The organism is Methylotenera sp. G11 (assembly GCF_000799735.1).
GTDB lineage: Bacteria > Pseudomonadota > Gammaproteobacteria > Burkholderiales > Methylophilaceae > Methylotenera.
Genome location: NZ_JUHH01000001.1, coordinates 60,888 through 79,067 on the forward strand (window position 1 = coordinate 60,888; position 18,180 = coordinate 79,067).

The 18,180-nt window shown below is 52.4% G+C and carries 18 protein-coding genes and 1 tRNA gene; 17 read left to right on the plus strand and 2 right to left on the minus strand.

Going from position 1 to position 18,180, the window contains the following annotated elements:
• Nucleotides 1-15 precede the first annotated feature (15 nt).
• The gene (gene corA / locus GQ51_RS00305) at nt 16-1,122 is read left to right on the plus strand and encodes a magnesium/cobalt transporter CorA (protein WP_047548348.1); all 1,107 of its coding nucleotides are present in this window, start codon (nt 16-18) and stop codon (nt 1,120-1,122) included.
• 45 nt (nt 1,123-1,167) lie between these two features.
• Here corA and msrA read toward each other — a convergent pair whose 3' ends face one another.
• Nucleotides 1,168-1,713: a peptide-methionine (S)-S-oxide reductase MsrA gene (gene msrA, locus GQ51_RS00310; RefSeq protein WP_047548351.1), complete on the minus strand. Its 546-nt coding sequence runs from the start codon at nt 1,711-1,713 to the stop codon at nt 1,168-1,170.
• Nucleotides 1,714-1,818: 105 nt separating this feature from the next.
• Here msrA and GQ51_RS00315 point away from each other — a divergent pair, with 105 nt between their 5' ends.
• From GQ51_RS00315 to GQ51_RS00335, 5 genes are all read left to right on the plus strand, one after another.
• On the plus strand, nt 1,819-3,063 hold the full coding sequence (locus GQ51_RS00315; RefSeq protein ID WP_047548356.1) for a DNA polymerase Y family protein: 1,245 nt from the start codon (nt 1,819-1,821) through the stop codon (nt 3,061-3,063).
• A gap of 165 nt (nt 3,064-3,228) precedes the next feature.
• Entirely contained in the window at nt 3,229-3,906 is a 678-nt protein-coding gene (locus GQ51_RS00320) for a glycine zipper 2TM domain-containing protein (protein ID WP_047548359.1), read from the plus strand.
• A 138-nt stretch (nt 3,907-4,044) separates the two neighbouring features.
• A complete protein-coding gene (locus tag GQ51_RS00325) occupies nt 4,045-5,025 on the plus strand; it encodes a hypothetical protein (protein WP_235276127.1) in 981 nt (326 codons plus the stop codon).
• Nucleotides 5,022-6,752 (plus strand): single-stranded-DNA-specific exonuclease RecJ, encoded by a 1,731-nt coding sequence (gene recJ, locus GQ51_RS00330; protein ID WP_047548362.1) that lies wholly within the window; start codon nt 5,022-5,024, stop codon nt 6,750-6,752. The genes GQ51_RS00325 and recJ overlap by 4 nt, the downstream gene beginning before the upstream one ends.
• Nucleotides 6,753-6,775: 23 nt before the next feature.
• Nucleotides 6,776-7,654, plus strand: a complete 879-nt coding sequence (locus tag GQ51_RS00335) for an NAD(P)H-hydrate dehydratase (RefSeq protein WP_047548365.1) — start codon at nt 6,776-6,778, stop codon at nt 7,652-7,654.
• Nucleotides 7,655-7,670: 16 nt separating this feature from the next.
• Here the strand turns inward: GQ51_RS00335 and pagP are convergent, their stop codons facing one another.
• Nucleotides 7,671-8,225: a lipid IV(A) palmitoyltransferase PagP gene (gene pagP, locus GQ51_RS00340; RefSeq protein WP_047548368.1), complete on the minus strand. Its 555-nt coding sequence runs from the start codon at nt 8,223-8,225 to the stop codon at nt 7,671-7,673.
• A 253-nt stretch (nt 8,226-8,478) separates the two neighbouring features.
• On the opposite strand from pagP, the gene tpiA reads away from it, so the two are divergent.
• The 11 genes from tpiA (at nt 8,479) to nuoH (ending at nt 18,162) form a co-directional block, all read left to right on the plus strand.
• Nucleotides 8,479-9,231 (plus strand): triose-phosphate isomerase, encoded by a 753-nt coding sequence (gene tpiA / locus GQ51_RS00345; protein WP_047548371.1) that lies wholly within the window; start codon nt 8,479-8,481, stop codon nt 9,229-9,231.
• Between the two features lie 68 nt (nt 9,232-9,299).
• Nucleotides 9,300-9,641 (plus strand): preprotein translocase subunit SecG, encoded by a 342-nt coding sequence (gene secG, locus GQ51_RS00350; RefSeq protein ID WP_047548374.1) that lies wholly within the window; start codon nt 9,300-9,302, stop codon nt 9,639-9,641.
• 28 nt (nt 9,642-9,669) lie between these two features.
• A tRNA-Leu gene (locus GQ51_RS00355) sits at nt 9,670-9,754 on the plus strand.
• Nucleotides 9,755-9,944: 190 nt separating this feature from the next.
• Nucleotides 9,945-10,301: an NADH-quinone oxidoreductase subunit A gene (locus GQ51_RS00360; protein ID WP_047548377.1), complete on the plus strand. Its 357-nt coding sequence runs from the start codon at nt 9,945-9,947 to the stop codon at nt 10,299-10,301.
• 125 nt (nt 10,302-10,426) lie between these two features.
• Entirely contained in the window at nt 10,427-10,903 is a 477-nt protein-coding gene (locus GQ51_RS00365; RefSeq protein WP_047548381.1) for a NuoB/complex I 20 kDa subunit family protein, read from the plus strand.
• Between the two features lie 25 nt (nt 10,904-10,928).
• Nucleotides 10,929-11,525: an NADH-quinone oxidoreductase subunit C gene (locus tag GQ51_RS00370; protein WP_047548384.1), complete on the plus strand. Its 597-nt coding sequence runs from the start codon at nt 10,929-10,931 to the stop codon at nt 11,523-11,525.
• Nucleotides 11,518-12,771, plus strand: coding sequence for an NADH-quinone oxidoreductase subunit D (locus tag GQ51_RS00375; protein WP_047548387.1), 1,254 nt, complete (start codon nt 11,518-11,520; stop codon nt 12,769-12,771). Before GQ51_RS00370 ends, GQ51_RS00375 begins: the two co-directional genes overlap by 8 nt.
• Nucleotides 12,772-12,841: 70 nt before the next feature.
• Complete coding sequence (nuoE, locus tag GQ51_RS00380) at nt 12,842-13,330, plus strand: NADH-quinone oxidoreductase subunit NuoE (RefSeq protein ID WP_047548390.1); 489 nt, start codon at nt 12,842-12,844, stop codon at nt 13,328-13,330.
• Nucleotides 13,330-14,646 carry an NADH-quinone oxidoreductase subunit NuoF gene (gene nuoF / locus GQ51_RS00385; protein ID WP_047548393.1) on the plus strand — a complete coding sequence of 439 codons (1,317 nt, stop codon included), beginning with the start codon at nt 13,330-13,332 and terminating at the stop codon, nt 14,644-14,646. Before nuoE ends, nuoF begins: the two co-directional genes overlap by 1 nt.
• Nucleotides 14,647-14,698: 52 nt before the next feature.
• Nucleotides 14,699-17,134 carry an NADH-quinone oxidoreductase subunit NuoG gene (gene nuoG, locus GQ51_RS00390; RefSeq protein WP_047548397.1) on the plus strand — a complete coding sequence of 812 codons (2,436 nt, stop codon included), beginning with the start codon at nt 14,699-14,701 and terminating at the stop codon, nt 17,132-17,134.
• A complete protein-coding gene (gene nuoH, locus GQ51_RS00395; protein ID WP_047548400.1) occupies nt 17,134-18,162 on the plus strand; it encodes an NADH-quinone oxidoreductase subunit NuoH in 1,029 nt (342 codons plus the stop codon). The genes nuoG and nuoH overlap by 1 nt, the downstream gene beginning before the upstream one ends.
• Nucleotides 18,163-18,180: the final 18 nt, after the last annotated feature.

The window sequence follows — 18,180 nt, forward strand, 5'->3', positions numbered from 1 at the left end:
CTGCGGAAATGCCTTATGAAAAAAACGCGCTTACATGGTCGCAGAAAGCATCATGCCAAGAAAAGCGGCCTGCCGCCGGGCTCCCTGATCTATGTGGGGCCGGGGGATGAGGATGTGACCAAGCTGGCATCGCCCAAGCTGACTTTGATCAGCTATGATGCTGCCGGCCTGTGCGAGAAGATTATTCATGTCGATGAGCTTGCTGCGCTGGATCTGGGGAGTGCAGACAAGCTGTGGCTGAATGTGCATGGTATCCATGACGCTGCTTTGATTAAACAGATTGGCCTGGTGTTCGGTCTGCATCCGCTGGTGCTTGAAGATATCCTGAATACGGAGCAACGCCCCAAACTGGATGAGTATAACCAGTATTTATTCCTGGAAACGCGGCATTTCTATTACGAAAAAGACACCTTGTCAGTCAGCTCCGAGCAGATCAGCATGGTGCTTGGGCATCATTTCCTGCTGACGTTCCAGGAGCGGTCAACCGGTGCATTCGCCCCGGTGCGGGAGCGCCTGCGTGCGGAGCATTCGCCGATGCGCGCGCTGGGTGTGGATTATCTTGCCTATTCGCTGCTGGATAGCATCGTTGATAAATATTTCAATGTGCTGGAAGCCATGGGGGATGACAGCGAAACGCTGGAAGATGCACTCCTTGCCAAGCCGAACATCACGCAACTGCACAGCATACACCAGCTGAAACGGGCAAGCATTGAATTGCGGCGTGTGGTGTGGCCGATGCGTGAAGTGGTCAATCACCTTACCCGTAATGAAAGCGGTTTTTTCAAGGCAGGCACGATCCCTTACCTGCGTGATGTTTATGACCATACGGTTAATTTTATCGAGTCCCTGGAATCTATCCGGGATAGCCTGGGCGGGCTGATGGATATTTACATGACCAGCGTCAGCAACCGTGTGAACCTGGAAGTGCGCGCATTAACCGTGGTTGCCATGCTGTTTATGCCGGCCACCCTGATTGCCGGTATTTTCGGCATGAATTTTCATGATATGCCGTGGGTTGCCGAACCCAATGGCTTCTGGTGGGCCATGGCGGTCATGGGCGGCATAGCCCTGTTCATGCTGATGATCTTCTGGCGCAGGCAGCTGCTGAGCAGCAAGGGTTAAGCAAGACCGGGTCGTTCGCAATGCGGGCTGCCGCTACAGCGTTACTTACCTTTCATCCTTCACCAATTGTGCATATTTTGCCCTTATTTTCGCAGCCTTGGGGGCGGCTACTGCCATGCAGTATGGCTGGAACGGGTTGTTGGCAAAGTAATATTGGTGGTAATCCTCTGCCGGGTAAAATGTTTCTGCGCCGTTTACCTGCGTCACGACCGGGTTCGGCCAGATCCCCTCGGCATTCAGCCGGTTGATCATGGCAACGGTCGCCGCCTTCTGCCCATCATCCTGGCAAAACACCGCAGAGCGGTATTGCGTACCGACATCATTGCCCTGGCGGTTTAACGTGGTGGGGTCGTGCGACACAAAGAATATTTCAAGCAGCGTTTCGAAATCGATGATGGATGCATCAAATGTAATCTGGATCGCTTCGGCATGACCGGTGTCGCCGTTACAGATCTGTTTGTAGCTCGGGTTGGCGGTGTGGCCGCCAATATAACCGGAGACCACTTTGCTGACACCTTTCAGCTGGCTGAAAACCGGTTCGGTGCACCAGAAACAGCCGCCTGCGAATACTGCAATTTGTTCGTTACTCATTTTTTGGACCCTGCCTTGATTTGTGTATATCCTGATTTTAAATCCAACAATATTTAATTGTTTTACCTTAGTCAGTTCAATTCAGCAAAGATTACAATTTTAAGTATGAAATTAAATGCACTTTACGTCGACTTTAACTCCTACTTTGCTTCCGTGGAGCAGCAATTGGTTCCGGAGTTGCGCGGGAAACCGGTTGGTGTGCTTGCCGTCATGGCAGAAACCACCTGCTGTATTGCCGCGAGTTACGAGGCCAAGGCATTCGGCGTCAGAACCGGAACGATCGTCAGCGATGCGCGCAAAATGTGCCCCGGCATCATTTTTGTAGAGGCGCGCCCGCCGGTTTATGTGCAATACCACCATCAGCTGGTTGAAATGGTCGAAAGCTGTGCGCATGTAGAAAAGGTGCTTTCAATCGACGAAATGGTATGCAAGCTGACCGGCAGCCAGCAATTGCCGGAAAATGCGCTGAAGCTGGCTGCAAAAATCAAACAGGCAATTGCCGCCAATGCGGGTGATTACATTAAATGTTCTATCGGTATCGCCCCCAATACTTTCCTGGCGAAAGTGGCTTCCAATATGCAGAAGCCGGATGGCTGCGTGCTGATTGAGCCACACGAGCTGCCGCAGCGTTTGTATGCGCTGAAATTACGCGACTTGAACGGCATAGGCAAGCAGATGGAAGCGCGCCTGAACCGTTATAAGATCACGACCGTTGAGCAGTTGTATGCAGCGAACCGCCAGCAACTGCAAACCGCGTGGGGTAGTGTCGAAGGTGAGCGCATGTATGACAAGCTGCGTGGAATTGAACCGCATTACGTCAAAAATGCACGCAGCAGCCTGGGACATTCCCATGTGCTGCCGCCTGAGCAGCGTAATGAAGCAGGTGTCAGGGCGGTGCTGCACCGCTTGCTGCAAAAGGCCTGCATGCGTATGCGCAGCTATGACTTATTAACCTCGCGCATCAGCGTGAAAATCAAGTTCCGGAATATGCCGAGCTGGCTCATGGAAAGTGCGCTTTCACCAACCGACAACACTTTGCAGCTGATCCATGCGCTTGAGCAGTTCTTGCAGCATTACCCCGAGACCCGGCATGAGCCTTATGCAGTAGGCGTGTCTTTTTCAGGTTTGTTAACTGCTGATGAGGCTGCACGTGACCTGTTTCAGGTGACCCCGCTGGAAAACGTGCAGAAACTTAACAAGGCGATTGATACCTTGAATCTGAAGTTCGGTAAAAATACCATCTACTTTGGCGGCGCACATGAAGCCCTGAAAGATGCGCCGATGCGCATTGCATTCAATCACATTCCGGATCTGGTCGTAGAGGGTGATGAGGCCGATGACAGCTCATGAAAATCATGAGTTACAAATATTAACAACTCTTCTGTAAGCCATATCCAGTGAAGCACCGTTGAACGGCTACCTGCATGATTCACAAAGATGCAGAAACCGGATCGCCAGGTTTCATTTTAGGTGTGCAAATAGCTTGATAAAAACAGGCAATAAAGGAGAAGTTAAATGCGTAGTTTCGAGTTGAACGTTGTAAATGTCCTGCGAGTTTCCATGCTGGCGCCGGCTTGTGTGGCAGCTGCATTTGCAACGCCGGCACTGGCAGATGACCAGTATATGGACACAGCGCGGGTGCTTTCAGTGACGCCGCAGACAGAACGTGTGAATGTGCCGCGTGAGGAATGCCGCACAGAATATCAGCAGCAGAGTTACAGCCGTGACAGCGACCATTCCATTGCCGGTGCCGTCATCGGCGGTGTTGCAGGTGGCCTGTTAGGCAGTACTGTTGGCCGCGGCAGTGGCCGTGTGGCAGCGGCAGCCGTGGGTGCCGGCGTAGGCGCCATCGCAGGTGACCGTATCGCCAATAATAGAAATAATGTTGTGACGACACGTACGGTCCCGGTGCAATCCTGCTATCAGGTTGATAACTGGCAAACGGTGACTTCCGGTTATCTGGTGGCGTACGAATATAACGGCAGAACCTACAATACGGTTACCGCTGAGCATCCGGGTAGATATATTGATGTCAATGTTGCGGTTGCGCCCAATAGCCGGGTAGTGTCACAAGTGGGCTATCTTGAACCTGGGTATTACGAAAAGCCGGGCAAACGTAAAGGTCATGGCAGAGATCGTGGCTGGGATGACAGGGATGACCGGGAGTACCGTGATGCGTACCGTTATTATTAGAATCATTTACATGTAGTTTGTGCCGTCAATATCCCCGGCAGCTTTAACAGGCTGCCGGGTTTTTTATGGCTTTTCGCGTAGATTTGCCCCTGTTGCCGCGACTTACAAGTAAAATTGCAGCTAATCTAATTTCTGCAAATGGACCCCGTGAAACTTACCGTAGATTGCGCTTTGGGCAATAGCCTGCTCGCCCTGGCTGGTGATAGTGCTTTGGCGCGCTTGCTATCAAAGGCAAGCGTCAGGCTGCTGGATTTGCCGCTGGAGGCGGTAATCTGCATGCAGCATGGGCTGGCAGCCGGGCCGGATTATCCAATTGCGCCAATCGCGGCACATGCGGATGGCCTGGCTGTAGGGGATGCCTACTGGCTGCGCGCGGATCCGGTGCATCTGCTTTTGCAGCGCGACAGCTTCAGCCTGAGCGAACCTGTTCCCTTGCCGGTGACGCACGCACAGGCCGAGCTGATGATCGCCACCCTGAACCGCCATTTTAGTCGGGATGGCATGACGTTCTTCACCGGCAGGTCCGGCGCTTGGTATGTCCGCCTGGACAAGACTCCTCAGATACAGACCACCTTGCCTTGTGTTGTGCTGGACAGGAATGTCTATCCATTCATGCCGCAGGGTGCCGATGCCCCGGTCTGGATTTCATACCTGAATGAAATCCAGATGCTGCTGCATGACCACCCGGCTAACATGCAGCGTGAATCCGGGCACCAGGCGGTGATTAATAGCGTATGGTTTTCCGGCGGCGGTGTGATGCCGCAGCAGCCAGCCGGAAATGATGTTGATCGGTTTGTTGCAAGCAGCCCTTTCTACCATGGCCTCGCGCAGTGGTCCGGTGTGACGGTACAGCTTGTACCGCCACTAGCTGAACTGTTTCGGCACTCAGGCGATAGCCTGCATGTGCGGCTGGAGCTGCCGGGGCAGCATGTGTCCGATGATATGCACTTCGACGCGATATATGATGCGTTAAGAGCCGGAAAAATCAGGCAGCTGACATTAAACCTGGGTTGTTATGAGAAGACGCTGACGGTTACACTGCGGCCGGTCGATACCTGTAAATTCTGGCGCAGCCGTAAACCTGTCAGTACTTATTTTAAAGATGACGGTTCAAAATGACAGTGATCAAACAGCGCCCCGTTTCGCAAATTGCCGCCGATTCTTTACAAAGTGCTGGCCTCACGCCGCTGATGTCACGCCTTTTTGCTGCGCGCGGCGTGGCGGATATCGCGCAGGTTTCCGTTAATTTAAGTGGTTTGCTGCCTCCGCATACGCTCACGAATAACCGCAGGATGGCTGGATTGCTGGCGGATGCGATCCAGGCCGGTAAAAAGCTGCTGGTGGTCGGCGATTACGATGCCGATGGCGCTACAGCAACCGCAGTTGCCGTTAAAGGCTTGCGTGCATTCGGTGCGGATGTGGGCTTTCTGGTTCCGAACCGTTTTGAATACGGGTACGGCTTGACGCCGGAAATCGTAGCGCTTGCGGCCGCACGGAAACCGGATCTGATCATTACCGTAGACAACGGCATTGCCAGTGTTGATGGCGTGGCTGCTGCCAATGCGCTTGGCATGCAGGTGCTGATTACCGATCACCACCTGCCGGGGCTGGAAACGCCGCAGGCGGCCTGCATCATCAACCCGAATCAGCATGGATGCAGCTTTGCCAGCAAGAACCTGGCGGGTGTGGGCGTCATGTTTTATGGTTTGCTGGCCTTGCGTGCAGAATTTCGCGAGCGCGGTGTTTATGCGCAGCAAGCGGAGCCTAACCTGACGGAACTGCTTGACCTGGTGGCTTTGGGTACAGTGGCGGATCTGGTGAAGCTGGATGAGAATAACCGCATATTGGTAGAGCAGGGCCTGCGCAGGATCCGCGCCGGTGCGTGCTGTGACGGTATTGCGGCCTTGTTGCGGATCGCCGGTCGCGAGCCTGCAAGAGCCACGGCGCAGGATCTGGGCTTTTATGTGGGCCCCCGCCTGAATGCCGCAGGGCGCCTGGATGATATGACGCTGGGGATTCAGTGTCTGCTTGCCGGCTCGGAGGCGGAGGCCGCGCAAATGGCGCAGCAGCTTCACAGCTTGAACCTGCAGCGGCGCAGCATCGAAGCCGATATGCAGGATGGTGCCAATGTTGCGCTGGATGAAATCGAGATGGAAAGCCAGTATTCCATCAGCATGTTCCAGCCGGATTGGCATCAGGGCGTCATCGGAATTTTAGCTTCACGCATCAAGGAGCAGTATCATCGGCCGGTCATTGCCTTTGCAGATGCCCAACAAACGATTGATGGGCATGGCCTGCTCAAAGGTTCCGGGCGCTCGATCCCCGGTTTGCATCTGCGTGATGCGCTTGATCTGTTAAGCAAGCATCAGCCGGACCTGATCCTGAAATTCGGCGGCCATGCCATGGCTGCCGGCTTAACGATAAAAAGCGATGATTTTGAACTGTTCAAGCATGGTTTTGAGGCGGTAGTCAGAAGCCTGATTACAGAAGCGGATCTGGAATCTGTGCTGGAAGTGGATGGTGGCCTGGCTGTGCAGGATATGACATTCCAGACTGCGCAGCTGTTGGAGAACCAGGTATGGGGGCAGGGTTTTGCACCGCCTTTGTTTTTTGGTGAGTTTGAAGTGCTTGCGCAGCGGGTACTTGCCGAAAAGCACTTGAAGCTGACGTTAAAGCCGTTATCCGGTCAGACGGTTCAGCATCATTCTGGCATGCAGGTGGATGCCATTTATTTTAACCGGACTGATGTGCCCGGTCATCGTATCCAGGCGGCTTATCAGCTGCAAACCAACAGTTATAATGGTGCGCAGAAGGTGCAGCTGAACCTGCGCTACGTCAGCGGGTAATCAAAACGGGATTGGGGCATATTATGGATAATCGCCAGGCTGATCAGCACTTGTTGGTGGAAAGCATGTTTTATCATACGCTGCCGCCGCGTCAACGCGATGCGCACAAAGGCAGCTGTGGCAGTGTTGCGGTTATCGGCGGCGATGAAAGCATGGTCGGCGCTGTGCTGCTGGCCGCGCGTGCCGCACTGTACAGCGGGGCGGGCCGGGTGTATGCCGCAATGCTCAGTAAACATGCACCGTCCGTAGATATGCTCCAGCCGGAAATCATGATGCGCAGCCCTGCGGCGCTGGCGCACCTCAAGCAGCTTGACTGTGTTGCAATCGGGCCAGGCCTTGGGCAGTCCGTTGCGGCGATTGAGTTGCTTATCTTGTGGCTGACCGAACCGGCCGGGCAAGATACACCCATGGTACTGGATGCCGATGCACTGAATCTGGTGGCTGAGCATGTGCACCTGGCCAAGCTGCTTAAGGGCAGGCGGGCGCAGACCGTGATTACGCCGCATGTGGCTGAGGCGGCGCGGCTGTTGGGAACCGAGGTTGAGTTCGTGCTGAATAACCGCATTGATACGGCTTTAAGGCTGGCCGAAGCTTTCAAGGTGACTTGTGTGCTTAAGGGTGCGGACAGCATCTGCGCACATCATGACGGCACTCTTTTTGTAAATAGCACCGGCAATCCGGCACTTGCCAGCGGCGGTACCGGCGATGTGCTGACCGGGCTTGTTGCCAGCCTGATTGCACAGGGCGTTGCACCGCTGGCTGCCGCAAAGCTGGGGGTTTTTGCACATGGGCTGGCGGCGGACAACCTGGTGGCAAAAGGTGTTGGCCCCAGAGGCGTGACTGCTTCGGAGGTGCTGCATGAAGTGCGCGATGTGCTCAATCGGCTAAGCCGGCATGGGTGATGCAGTCACGGCGTATTTATTTCAGCTGCCAGCGTAGCCATGTAAACAGGATATTGCCATTGTCCCGGCCGCCGAAGATGTAAGCGGATTGCAGTGCCAACTGTTTGTATTCAATCGAAGCTACGGGAGCCAGTACGGGTAGTGGCAGGTAGTTGAAATCTTTACGCAAGGTGAGTCCGGCCGTATAGCCGGCGCCCAACCGGAATTCATCAGTAGGTCGCCACATTTTCTGGAATGCGTAACCGGCTACCGGCTCCATGTCGTTGTGCGAGTCGGCAAACGCCATCATATAAAGGCTGTGCCAGTCACCATCGCGGTCATACCTGTATTTGCCTATACCCAAGCCCCAGGGCTGTTCGTTGTAGCCGTCAATTTTTTCTGAGCTGTAGTAATGGCGGTTATGCCAGGTGCTGACTGGAACGAACAGTTCGTAATCGTCAGCTGCCCAGGTCTGGGATAGGGTATCTTTAATATAGCTATAAGTGCTGCCGGATTGGGGTTCGTCCGCATGCGAGAGAGGAGGCGGTAGCAGGAGAGCGACCAGTGCGGCCGATAGGTAAAATCGTTTCATGTTGGAATGCTGCAAATATTCATCATCGTTAATTTTAAACTATACAGGGTTTTCATTGGATGCCGGATCCATCTTAATGTAAATACGCTACAAATGTGAATCTCTGATTAGCTAACCGGACAAGATGCGCTACAATTACGCAATATTATAGTAAGGCTAATATTGCGGTGTTGCCTGCCCATTACAGCGCTCAGTACTCTGGCTGGAATTGGGGCTGAGGCTGTATTTGGATTTAAGAAAAATTAGGGATAGCATGCATCGAAAACTAGTGGTTGCCAATTGGAAAATGCATGGCAGCTTGGCTGCAAATCAGCAGTTGCTGGAAGGATATATTCAACGGTTAAAACCGTTGGAAAATGTTGATGTGGTCGTTTGTGTCCCTTACCCATACCTTGGGCAGGCGCAGTCATTATTGCAGGGAACTTCCATTGCATGGGGTGCGCAGAATCTGAGCAAAGATCTGGCAGGGGCCTATACCGGTGAAGTTAGTGTTGCGATGCTGCAGGACTTTGGTGCAACTCATGTCATTGTGGGGCACTCTGAGCGGGCGACTGCTTATTGCGAATCTGATGAAAATATCGCGACAAAATTCATGCAGGCCAAGTCGCATGCGCTTACGCCGATTCTGTGCGTGGGTGAAACGCTGATTGAACGCGAAGCCGGTGTGATGGAAATGGTTGTTGCCAAGCAGATCGACACCATTATCAGCATGTATGGCGCATCGATGTTTGCGGGTGCGGTAGTTGCGTATGAACCGATATGGGCAATCGGTACGGGTTTGGCAGCTACACCCGAGCAGGCGCAGGCTATGCATGAGTTTATCCGGGGAAGAATCGCCGCCCACGATAAAGATGCTGCAAATAGCTTGAAAATCCTTTATGGGGGCAGCGTAAATTCCCAAAATGCGGTACAATTATTCGTTATGCAGGATATTAATGGCGGTTTGATCGGCAGGGGCTCGTTAAACGCTGAAGAATTTGAGGGAATATGCCGCGCAGCGAACTGATTTCAGCCTTGAGTTAAGGTGTTTCAGGTCTAAATTTTGATTGGGCTGGCTGGCGTTAAAGGTTAAAAATGGAAAAATTGGTTTTAGTGATTCATGTGTTGGCTGCTATTGGTGTAATTGGCCTGGTGCTTTTACAGCATGGCAAGGGTGCGGATATGGGCGCATCCTTCGGTAGCGGTGCATCTGGAAGTCTGTTTGGCGTATCCGGATCTTCTAACTTCATGAGCCGTGCAACTGCGGGTTTTGTTGTGGTGTTTTTTACCACAAGCCTGGCGCTTGCTTATATGGCAAGCAATAAGGCTGGGCATGTGAGTGTGGTGAAATCGCATGCGGGTCAGGTGGTTGGTGCTGAAAAAGCGGTGCCTGCTGCCAAGCCTGAAGCGCCTGCTGCTGAGGTTGTGCCTAAGTAATTGAAGTATTGGGCGTTTGCCCAAAAATGCCGTCGTGGTGGAATTGGTAGACACGCTATCTTGAGGGGGTAGTGACGAAAGTCGTGAGAGTTCGAGTCTCTCCGTCGGCACCAGATGTTGGTAATGTTGTCGGTATGTATCGGCAATGTGTTGTTTGAGTGGTGGTTGGTTGTTTCTGGCAGTTTGGTTGTTTATGAAAAGTGTCTTTGTCATTAAAGTGTGATGAAGCCAAGTGAAAATGATGTTTTTACGTATTTGTAAATTTATTTATTGCGATAGTGTGATTCAGTCTGGGGTTTTCCGGTGCTAGAAAATTATTACCCGATATTGTTGTTTATTCTTGTTGGTCTGGGTGTGGGTGTCGGCCCGTTGGTTCTGTCGAGGCTGGTCTCTCCGAGCAAGCCTGATTCTCAAAAAAATTCTCCTTATGAGTGCGGCTTTGAAGCGTTTGAAGATGCGCGTATGAAATTCGACGTGCGCTACTATCTGGTTGCCATTCTGTTTATTCTTTTCGATCTTGAAATTGCATTTTTATTCCCATGGGCTGTAGTGCTGCAGGAAATTGGCCTGTTTGGATTTGTTTCCATGATGATATTTTTGGGTGTGCTCGTGATTGGCTTTATCTATGAGTGGATGAAGGGTGCGCTGGAGTGGGATTGATTTCTGGCTTTGGGGCAGGTGGCGAAAATCAAAACCTGCTCTGTCAGATTCAAACTGCTGTACCGGCTTGCGCTGCCTGGGCTTCACCTCCTTGTCCTTTTTGATTTTGAAACGAAATTATTCGTATGAGTATTGAAGGTATTTTAGAAAAAGGTTTTGTCACCACTACGCTGGATACGGTGATTAACTATACGCGTACCGGTTCCTTATGGCCGATGACCTTTGGCCTTGCCTGCTGTGCGGTTGAGATGATGCATGCGGGTGCGTCACGTTACGATCTGGATCGTTTTGGCATTGTGTTCCGTCCAAGTCCTCGGCAGTCTGATGTGATGATCGTGGCCGGCACCCTGGTCAACAAGATGGCACCGGCACTGCGGAAGGTGTATGACCAGATGGCTGAGCCGCGTTGGGTGATCTCGATGGGGTCGTGTGCGAACGGCGGCGGTTATTACCATTATTCATACGCTGTGGTGCGAGGCTGTGATCGCATAGTTCCTGTGGATGTATACGTGCCGGGCTGTCCGCCAACGGCAGAGGCGCTGCTCTATGGTATCGTGCAGTTGCAGAAGAAGATCAAACGTACCAGCACCATCGCCCGCTAGAATTCAGATACGAAATCAAGAGAATATGTCAGCTAAATTAGATCAGTTATCGGCCAGTTTGAAAGCTGTGCTGGGTGAAAAGATCACCAGGCAGGTAGTAGCGCTGGATGAGGTCACCATTGAGTGTAAATCGTCGGATTACCTGGAAGTCTGCCAGTTGCTGCGTGACGATGCCAGTTTGAAATTTGAGCAGTTGATTGATTTATGCGGTGTAGATTACCAGGAGTATGGCGATGGCAGTTACGATGGCTTGCGTTATGCGGTCGTCAACCATTTTCTCTCTGTGAGCTTGAACCAGCGCTTGCGTTTGCGCGTGTTTGCTGCAGATGAAGACTTTCCGATCCTGCCGACTTTGGTCGATCTGTGGCCTGTCGCCAACTGGTTCGAACGTGAAGCGTTCGACCTGTATGGCATCATGTTCGAAAACCATCCTGACCTGCGCCGTCTGCTTACAGACTATGGTTTTGTGGGTCATCCATTCCGTAAAGATTTCCCAATGATAGGTAACGTTGAAATGCGTTATGATCCAGAGCAGCAGCGTGTGATTTATCAGCCTGTTTCAATCGAACTTCGCAACAATGTCCCGAGAGTCATCCGCAGCGAAGGAGCGCACAATGGCTGAGATTCGTAATTACACGATGAACTTTGGCCCGCAGCACCCGGCTGCGCACGGCGTGCTGCGTCTGGTTCTGGAGCTGGATGGCGAGGTGATCCAGCGTGCCGATCCGCATATCGGCCTGTTGCACCGCGGTACTGAAAAACTGGCTGAGAATCGCACTTATCTGCAGAGCGTGCCGTACATGGACAGGCTGGACTATGTTTCCATGATGTCCAACGAGCACGCTTATGTCATGGCCATCGAGAAAATGCTGGGTCTGGAAGTGCCGGTTCGCGCCCAATATATCCGCGTCATGTTTGATGAGATCACCCGTGTTCTGAATCACCTGCTGTGGCTGGGTGCGCACGCGCTGGATGTGGGTGCGATGACGGTTTTCCTGTATGCGTTCCGTGAACGTGAAGACCTGTTCGATGTATATGAGGCTGTGTCCGGCGCGCGTATGCACGCTGCTTACTATCGTCCAGGCGGCGTTTACCGCGATCTGCCTAATGTGATGCCGCAATATGAGGTGTCGCCGTTCCGTAATGCTAAAACCGTAAAAGCGCAGAATGAGAACCGCCAGGGTTCATTGCTCGATTTTATCGAAGATTTCACCAAGCGTTTCCCGGCCTATGTGGATGAGTATGAAACACTGCTGACAGATAACCGTATCTGGAAACAGCGTACCGTCGGTATCGGCGTGGTCACTCCTGAACGGGCGCTGGCGCTGGGGATGACTGGCCCGATGCTGCGTGGTTCCGGCATTGAGTGGGATCTGCGTAAAAAGCAGCCTTATGAAGTTTATGCTGATCTGGATTTTGATATTCCGGTCGGCGTGAATGGTGACTGTTACGATCGCTATCTGATCCGTGTTGAAGAAATGCGCCAATCGAATCGTATCATCAAGCAGTGCGTGGATTGGCTGCGCAAGAACCCAGGTCCTGTCATTACGGCTGACCATAAAGTTGCGCCGCCTGACCGTGAAGGTATGAAAACCAACATGGAAGACCTGATTCATCATTTCAAACTGTTTACAGAGGGTTTTCATGTGCCTGCAGGTGAGGCTTATGCGGCTGTTGAGCACCCGAAAGGTGAGTTCGGTATTTACATGGTTTCAGATGGTGCCAATAAGCCTTATCGCCTGAAAATACGCGCACCTGGCTTCCCGCATCTGGCGGCGCTGGATGAGATGACCAGAGGTCACATGATTGCTGACTTGGTGGCTATCATCGGTACCCAGGATATTGTATTTGGCGAAATAGACCGATGAGATATTTTTTGTTCCGCTGTGTCGGCGTTAATCGGCGGTTTTAAAGAATTTAGATTTGAATAGACCATAAATGTTAAGTCCAGAAGCTATTGAAAAAATTGATTACGAACTGACCAAATATCCGGCTGACCAGCGTCAGGCAGCGGTGATGAGCGCATTGCGCATCGTGCAGACCGAGCGTGGTTGGCTTTCAAAAGAGAGCATTACGGAAGTGGCGCAATATTTGGGCATGCCTGAGATTGCAGCAATGGAAGTGGCTACTTTCTACAATATGTATGACTTGAGTCCGGTAGGTCAGTATAAGGTCACCATCTGTACCAATATCTCCTGCATGCTGCGCGGATCCGATGAGATCGTGAATCACTTGCAGACAAAGTTGGGTGTAGGCTTTAATGAAATCACCCCGGATGGAAAATTCTGCCTCAAAGAGGGGGAGTGCATGGGCTGCTGCGGCGGTGCGCCTTTGATGCATGTGAACAACACGCAGATGCATGAGTTTCTGACCACTGAAAAAGTGGATGCGATTTTAGAAGAATTAAATCAAAGGGGGCTGAAATAATGGTTACCTCTGCGAGACCAGTCGTAAAGACGGATCTGACAGGCCAAACGCTGGTTACCCTGCGTACGCTGACCGAAGAAAATCCGGCGTCATTAGATACGTATCTTAAATTAGGTGGCTATGCGGCATTGAAGCGCATCGTTACTGAAAAGGTAAAAGCGACGGACATTATCACCGAAGTCAAAACTTCAGGTTTGCGTGGCCGTGGCGGGGCGGGTTTTCCTACCGGCCTTAAATGGAGCTTCATGCCGCGCTATTTCGACGGCGTGAAATACCTGGTGTGCAATACCGATGAAGGTGAGCCGGGTACGTTCAAAGATCGCGACATCATTCGCTACAACCCGCATCAGCTGATCGAAGGCATGGCGATCGCCGCCTACACACTGGGTGCGCGCGTCGGTTACAACTACATACACGGTGAAATCTGGCAGGATTACGAAACGTTTGAAGCCGCTTTGCATGAGGCTCGGGCTGCCGGTTACCTGGGTGAGAACCTGTTCGGCACCAATTTCAGTTTTGACCTGTATGCAGTGCATGGTTACGGTGCCTATATCTGCGGCGAAGAAACCGCATTGATTGAGTCCATCGAGGGCAAAAAAGGCCAGCCACGCTTCAAACCGCCATTTCCCGCCAGCTACGGCGTTTTTGGCAAGCCGACCAATGTAAACAATACTGAAAGTTACACCAGTATTCCATGGATTATGCAGAATGGCGGACAGGCATTTGCGGATCTGGGTGTGGCGAACTCCGGCGGTACAAAATTGTTCTCGATTTCCGGACATATCGAAAAGCCGGGCAATTATGAAGTCAAAATGGGTATGCCGTTCGCTGAACTGCTGGCAATGACCGGCGGTGTCTGGAAAGGGCGCAAATTAAAAGCGGTCATTCCAGGCGGTCCATCAACAGCCGTCGTGCCGGCATCAGTCATGCTGGAAACGACCATGGATTATGACGGATTGAGCAAAGCCAGGTCCAGTATCGGTGCCGGCTCCATGATCGTGATGGATGACAGCACATGCATGGTGAAAACCTTGCACCGCCTGTCTTATTTCTTCTATGAAGAGAGCTGCGGCCAGTGTACGCCATGCCGTGAAGGTACCGGCTGGGTGTATCGTGTGCTGGATCGTATTGTTAATGGTCAGGGCAAGATGGAAGACCTGGATCTGCTGACGGACATCAGCAATAACATTTCAGGCCGCACCATTTGCGCCCTGGGTGAGGCGGCTGCTACGCCTGTATTAAGTTTTATCAAACATTTCCGTCCTGAATTCGAGTATTACATTCAGCACGGCAAGAGCATGGTTGACGGTAAATGACAAATCTATTTATTGCGTACATTGCATTAAATAAATTTTAGAGATTGATTAAATGTTAAATATTGAAATAGATGGCAAGTCAGTAGAAGTCGAACACGGCAGCACCATTATTGATGCTGCGGACAAAATCGGTGTTGCGATTCCGCGTTTCTGCTACCACCCGAAACTTTCTGTGGCTGCCAACTGCCGCATGTGCCTGGTGCAGGTTGAGAAATTCAACAAGCCATTGCCAGCCTGCGCGACGCCAGTTGCAGATGGTATGAAGATTTTTACGCGCTCAAAAGCTGCGATTGAAGCGCAGCAGAGCGTGATGGAGTTCCTGCTGATCAATCACCCGCTGGATTGCCCGATCTGTGACCAGGGCGGCGAGTGTGATTTGCAGGACATCGCCGTAGCCTATGGTGCCAGCGGCTCACGCTACACTGAAGAAAAACGCGTTGTGTTCAATAAGAATATCGGGCCTTTGGTGAGCACCGATATGACACGCTGCATTCAATGTACGCGTTGTGTACGCTTCCTCAAAGAGGTAGGCGGCATGCAGGAACTCGGTATGGTTGGCCGCGGCGAGCATGCTGAAATTACGGCATACGTTGATAAAAGCGTTAACTCAGAGCTGTCGGGAAACATTATTGACTTATGTCCGGTAGGCGCATTGACCAGCAAGCCATTCCGCTACTCTGCCCGCAGTTGGGAGCTGACACGCCGTCCAAGCATCGCGCCGCATGACGGCCTGGGTTCGCATATTGAAGTGCAGGTTAAAGATAACAGAGTCATGCGTGTAGTTCCGCGTGAAAAAGAGAGCATCAATGAATGCTGGCTATCAGACCGCGATCGTTTCTCATACGAAGGCCTGAATAGTCCCGACCGCCTGAAGGCGCCAATGATCAAACACAATGGCGCATGGGTTGAAACAGACTGGAAAACCGCGCTGGAATTCGCCGCCGGCCAGCTGAAAGACATCACCAATGAATTTGGCAGTGAGGCGTTGGGCGTTCTGGTTTCACCAAACAGCACTATGGAAGAAGGTTACCTGGTTAAAAAACTGGCGAATGGCTTAGGCTGCGGCAACGTAGACTATCGTCTGCGCCAGACTGATTTCAGGCTGGACGGCAAGCGTCAGGGTACGCCCTGGATGGGCTGCAATATTCAGGAGATTGAAGACCTGGACCGTATCCTGGTGATCGGTTCAAACCTGCGCAACGAGCACCCGTTGCTGGCGCAGCGTTTCCGTAAGGCCGTTGCCAATGGCGCCGAACTTTCAATCGTGAGCCCGCTGGATAATGACCCGCTGATGGATGTTGCGCATAAAGTGGTTGTGCGCCCGAATGACATGGTGAATGTGCTGGGGCAGATTCTGAAAGCGATGTCCGGTTTGCAGCGCCTGTCACTTTGCCTGCCGCCGTCACTGACTGCATTGCTGGAAGATATCAAGGTGCGTCCGAATACACAGGCGATCGCCGAAAGCCTGGCCGGCCATGGTAAAGATTATGACCTGGTGGCGCCAAGGGTGGGCCTGTTCCTGGGCAACATGGCATTGAGCGATCCGCGTTTTACCGAAATGTACAGCATGATGGAAGCGATTGGCGGTATTTCTGGCGCCAAAGGCGGCATCTTGCCGGCAGCCGCAAACAGTACCGGTATGCACCTGATGGGCGTCATGCCATCAAGCACCGGCATGCATGCACGTGCCATGCTGGAAGTGCCGCGCAAAGCGTACCTGCTGCTGAATGTGGAGCCGGAGCTGGATTGCCAGCATGCTGCACTGGCAAAAGCGGCGATGGAAAAAGCTGAATGCGTGATTGCGTTGACTGCGTTTAAATCAGAAGCGCTGGAACATGCAGACATCCTGCTGCCGATAGCGCCGTTTACGGAAACATCTGGAACCTTCATGAGCATGGAAGGCCGTGTGCAGAGCTTTGCCGCTGCCGTCAGGCCGCTGGGCGAATGCCGCCCAGCCTGGAAAGTGCTGCGTGTGCTTGCCAATACACTGGGCTTACAAGGTTTTGACTATGAGTCAAGCGAACAGGTCAAAGACGCCGTGTTTGCCGGCGAGAAGCCTTCATCGGTGGTATGGCGCAGCCTGAACAACAACCTGAAGGAACTGGTGGAAATTCAGGTCAATATCAAAAAAGAAGGCCTGCAGCGTATCGGTGAAGTGCCGCAATATGAGTCTGATCCTATCGTGCGCCGTTCTGCACCATTGCAGAAAACAAAATACAATATCACGCCGATGGCACGCATGTGTGCCGCACAGTTGGCAGCGTTAGGCCTGACCGAAGGTGAAAAGGTGCTCGTGAAACAGGATAACGGCAGTGCAGTGCTTACCGTACGCCTGGATAACCATGTAGCGATGGGGTGCGTACGCGTTGCTGCTGCGCATGAAGATACCGTTGGCCTGGGTGACCTGATGGGGGATATCACAGTTGAAAGACTCCCGTCATCACAAGTGCAGGCCGATAAAACAACATTGACAGAAGAGCGTGCCTAATGGAATGGTTGGCAAATCTATTCGGTAGTTACTGGCCTGGTGTGGAACTCACGGGCTGGACTTTGATTAAAATCGTGGCGATTGTCGCACCGCTGATGGGTGCCGTTGCTTACCTGACCTTGGCCGAGCGTAAAGTCATCGGCTATATGCAGGTACGTATCGGGCCTAATCGTGTGGGGTATTTTGGTTTGCTGCAGCCGCTGGCTGACGGTATCAAGCTGCTGTTCAAGGAAGTGGTATTGCCTACGGCAGCCAATAAAGGGCTGTTCCTGCTGGGACCGGTACTGGCGATCGCACCGGCTTTTGCAGCGTGGGCAGTGGTGCCGTTCGACATGAACATGGTACTTGCCGATATCGATGCAGGCTTACTGTATATCCTGGCGATGACTTCTGTTGCCGTTTACGGCGTGATTATTGCGGGTTGGGCTTCCAACTCCAAGTATGCGTTCCTCGGTGCCATGCGTTCGGCAGCGCAGATCGTTTCTTATGAAATTGCCATGGGTTTTGCGCTGGTGGGCGTGCTGATGTGTGCAAACAGCCTGAATCTCGGCAAGATTGTCATGGGTCAGTCCGGCGGTTTGCTGCATTGGTATTTCCTGCCATTGTTCCCGCTGTTTGTCGTGTATTTCATCAGTGCGGTGGCTGAGACCAACCGTGCCCCGTTTGACGTTGCCGAAGGCGAGTCCGAGATCGTTGCGGGTTTCCACGTTGAGTATTCAGGCATGGCGTTCGCGGTGTTCTTCCTGGCTGAGTATGCCAACATGATCCTGGTTTCCATGCTGGCGGCGCTGATGTTCCTTGGCGGCTGGCTGTCACCGGTGTCATTCATTCCGGACAGCTTCCTATGGCTGCTGGCGAAAGTCGGTTTCCTGCTATTCCTGTTCCTGTGGTTCAGGGCTACATTCCCGCGCTACCGTTATGACCAGATCATGCGCCTGGGCTGGAAAGTATTTATCCCCATTACGATCGTCTGGATTGTATTTGTAGGCGGTATGATGCAAACCCCTTGGGCACACCTGTTTCACTAGGCTCCGCGAGGCAGGCGT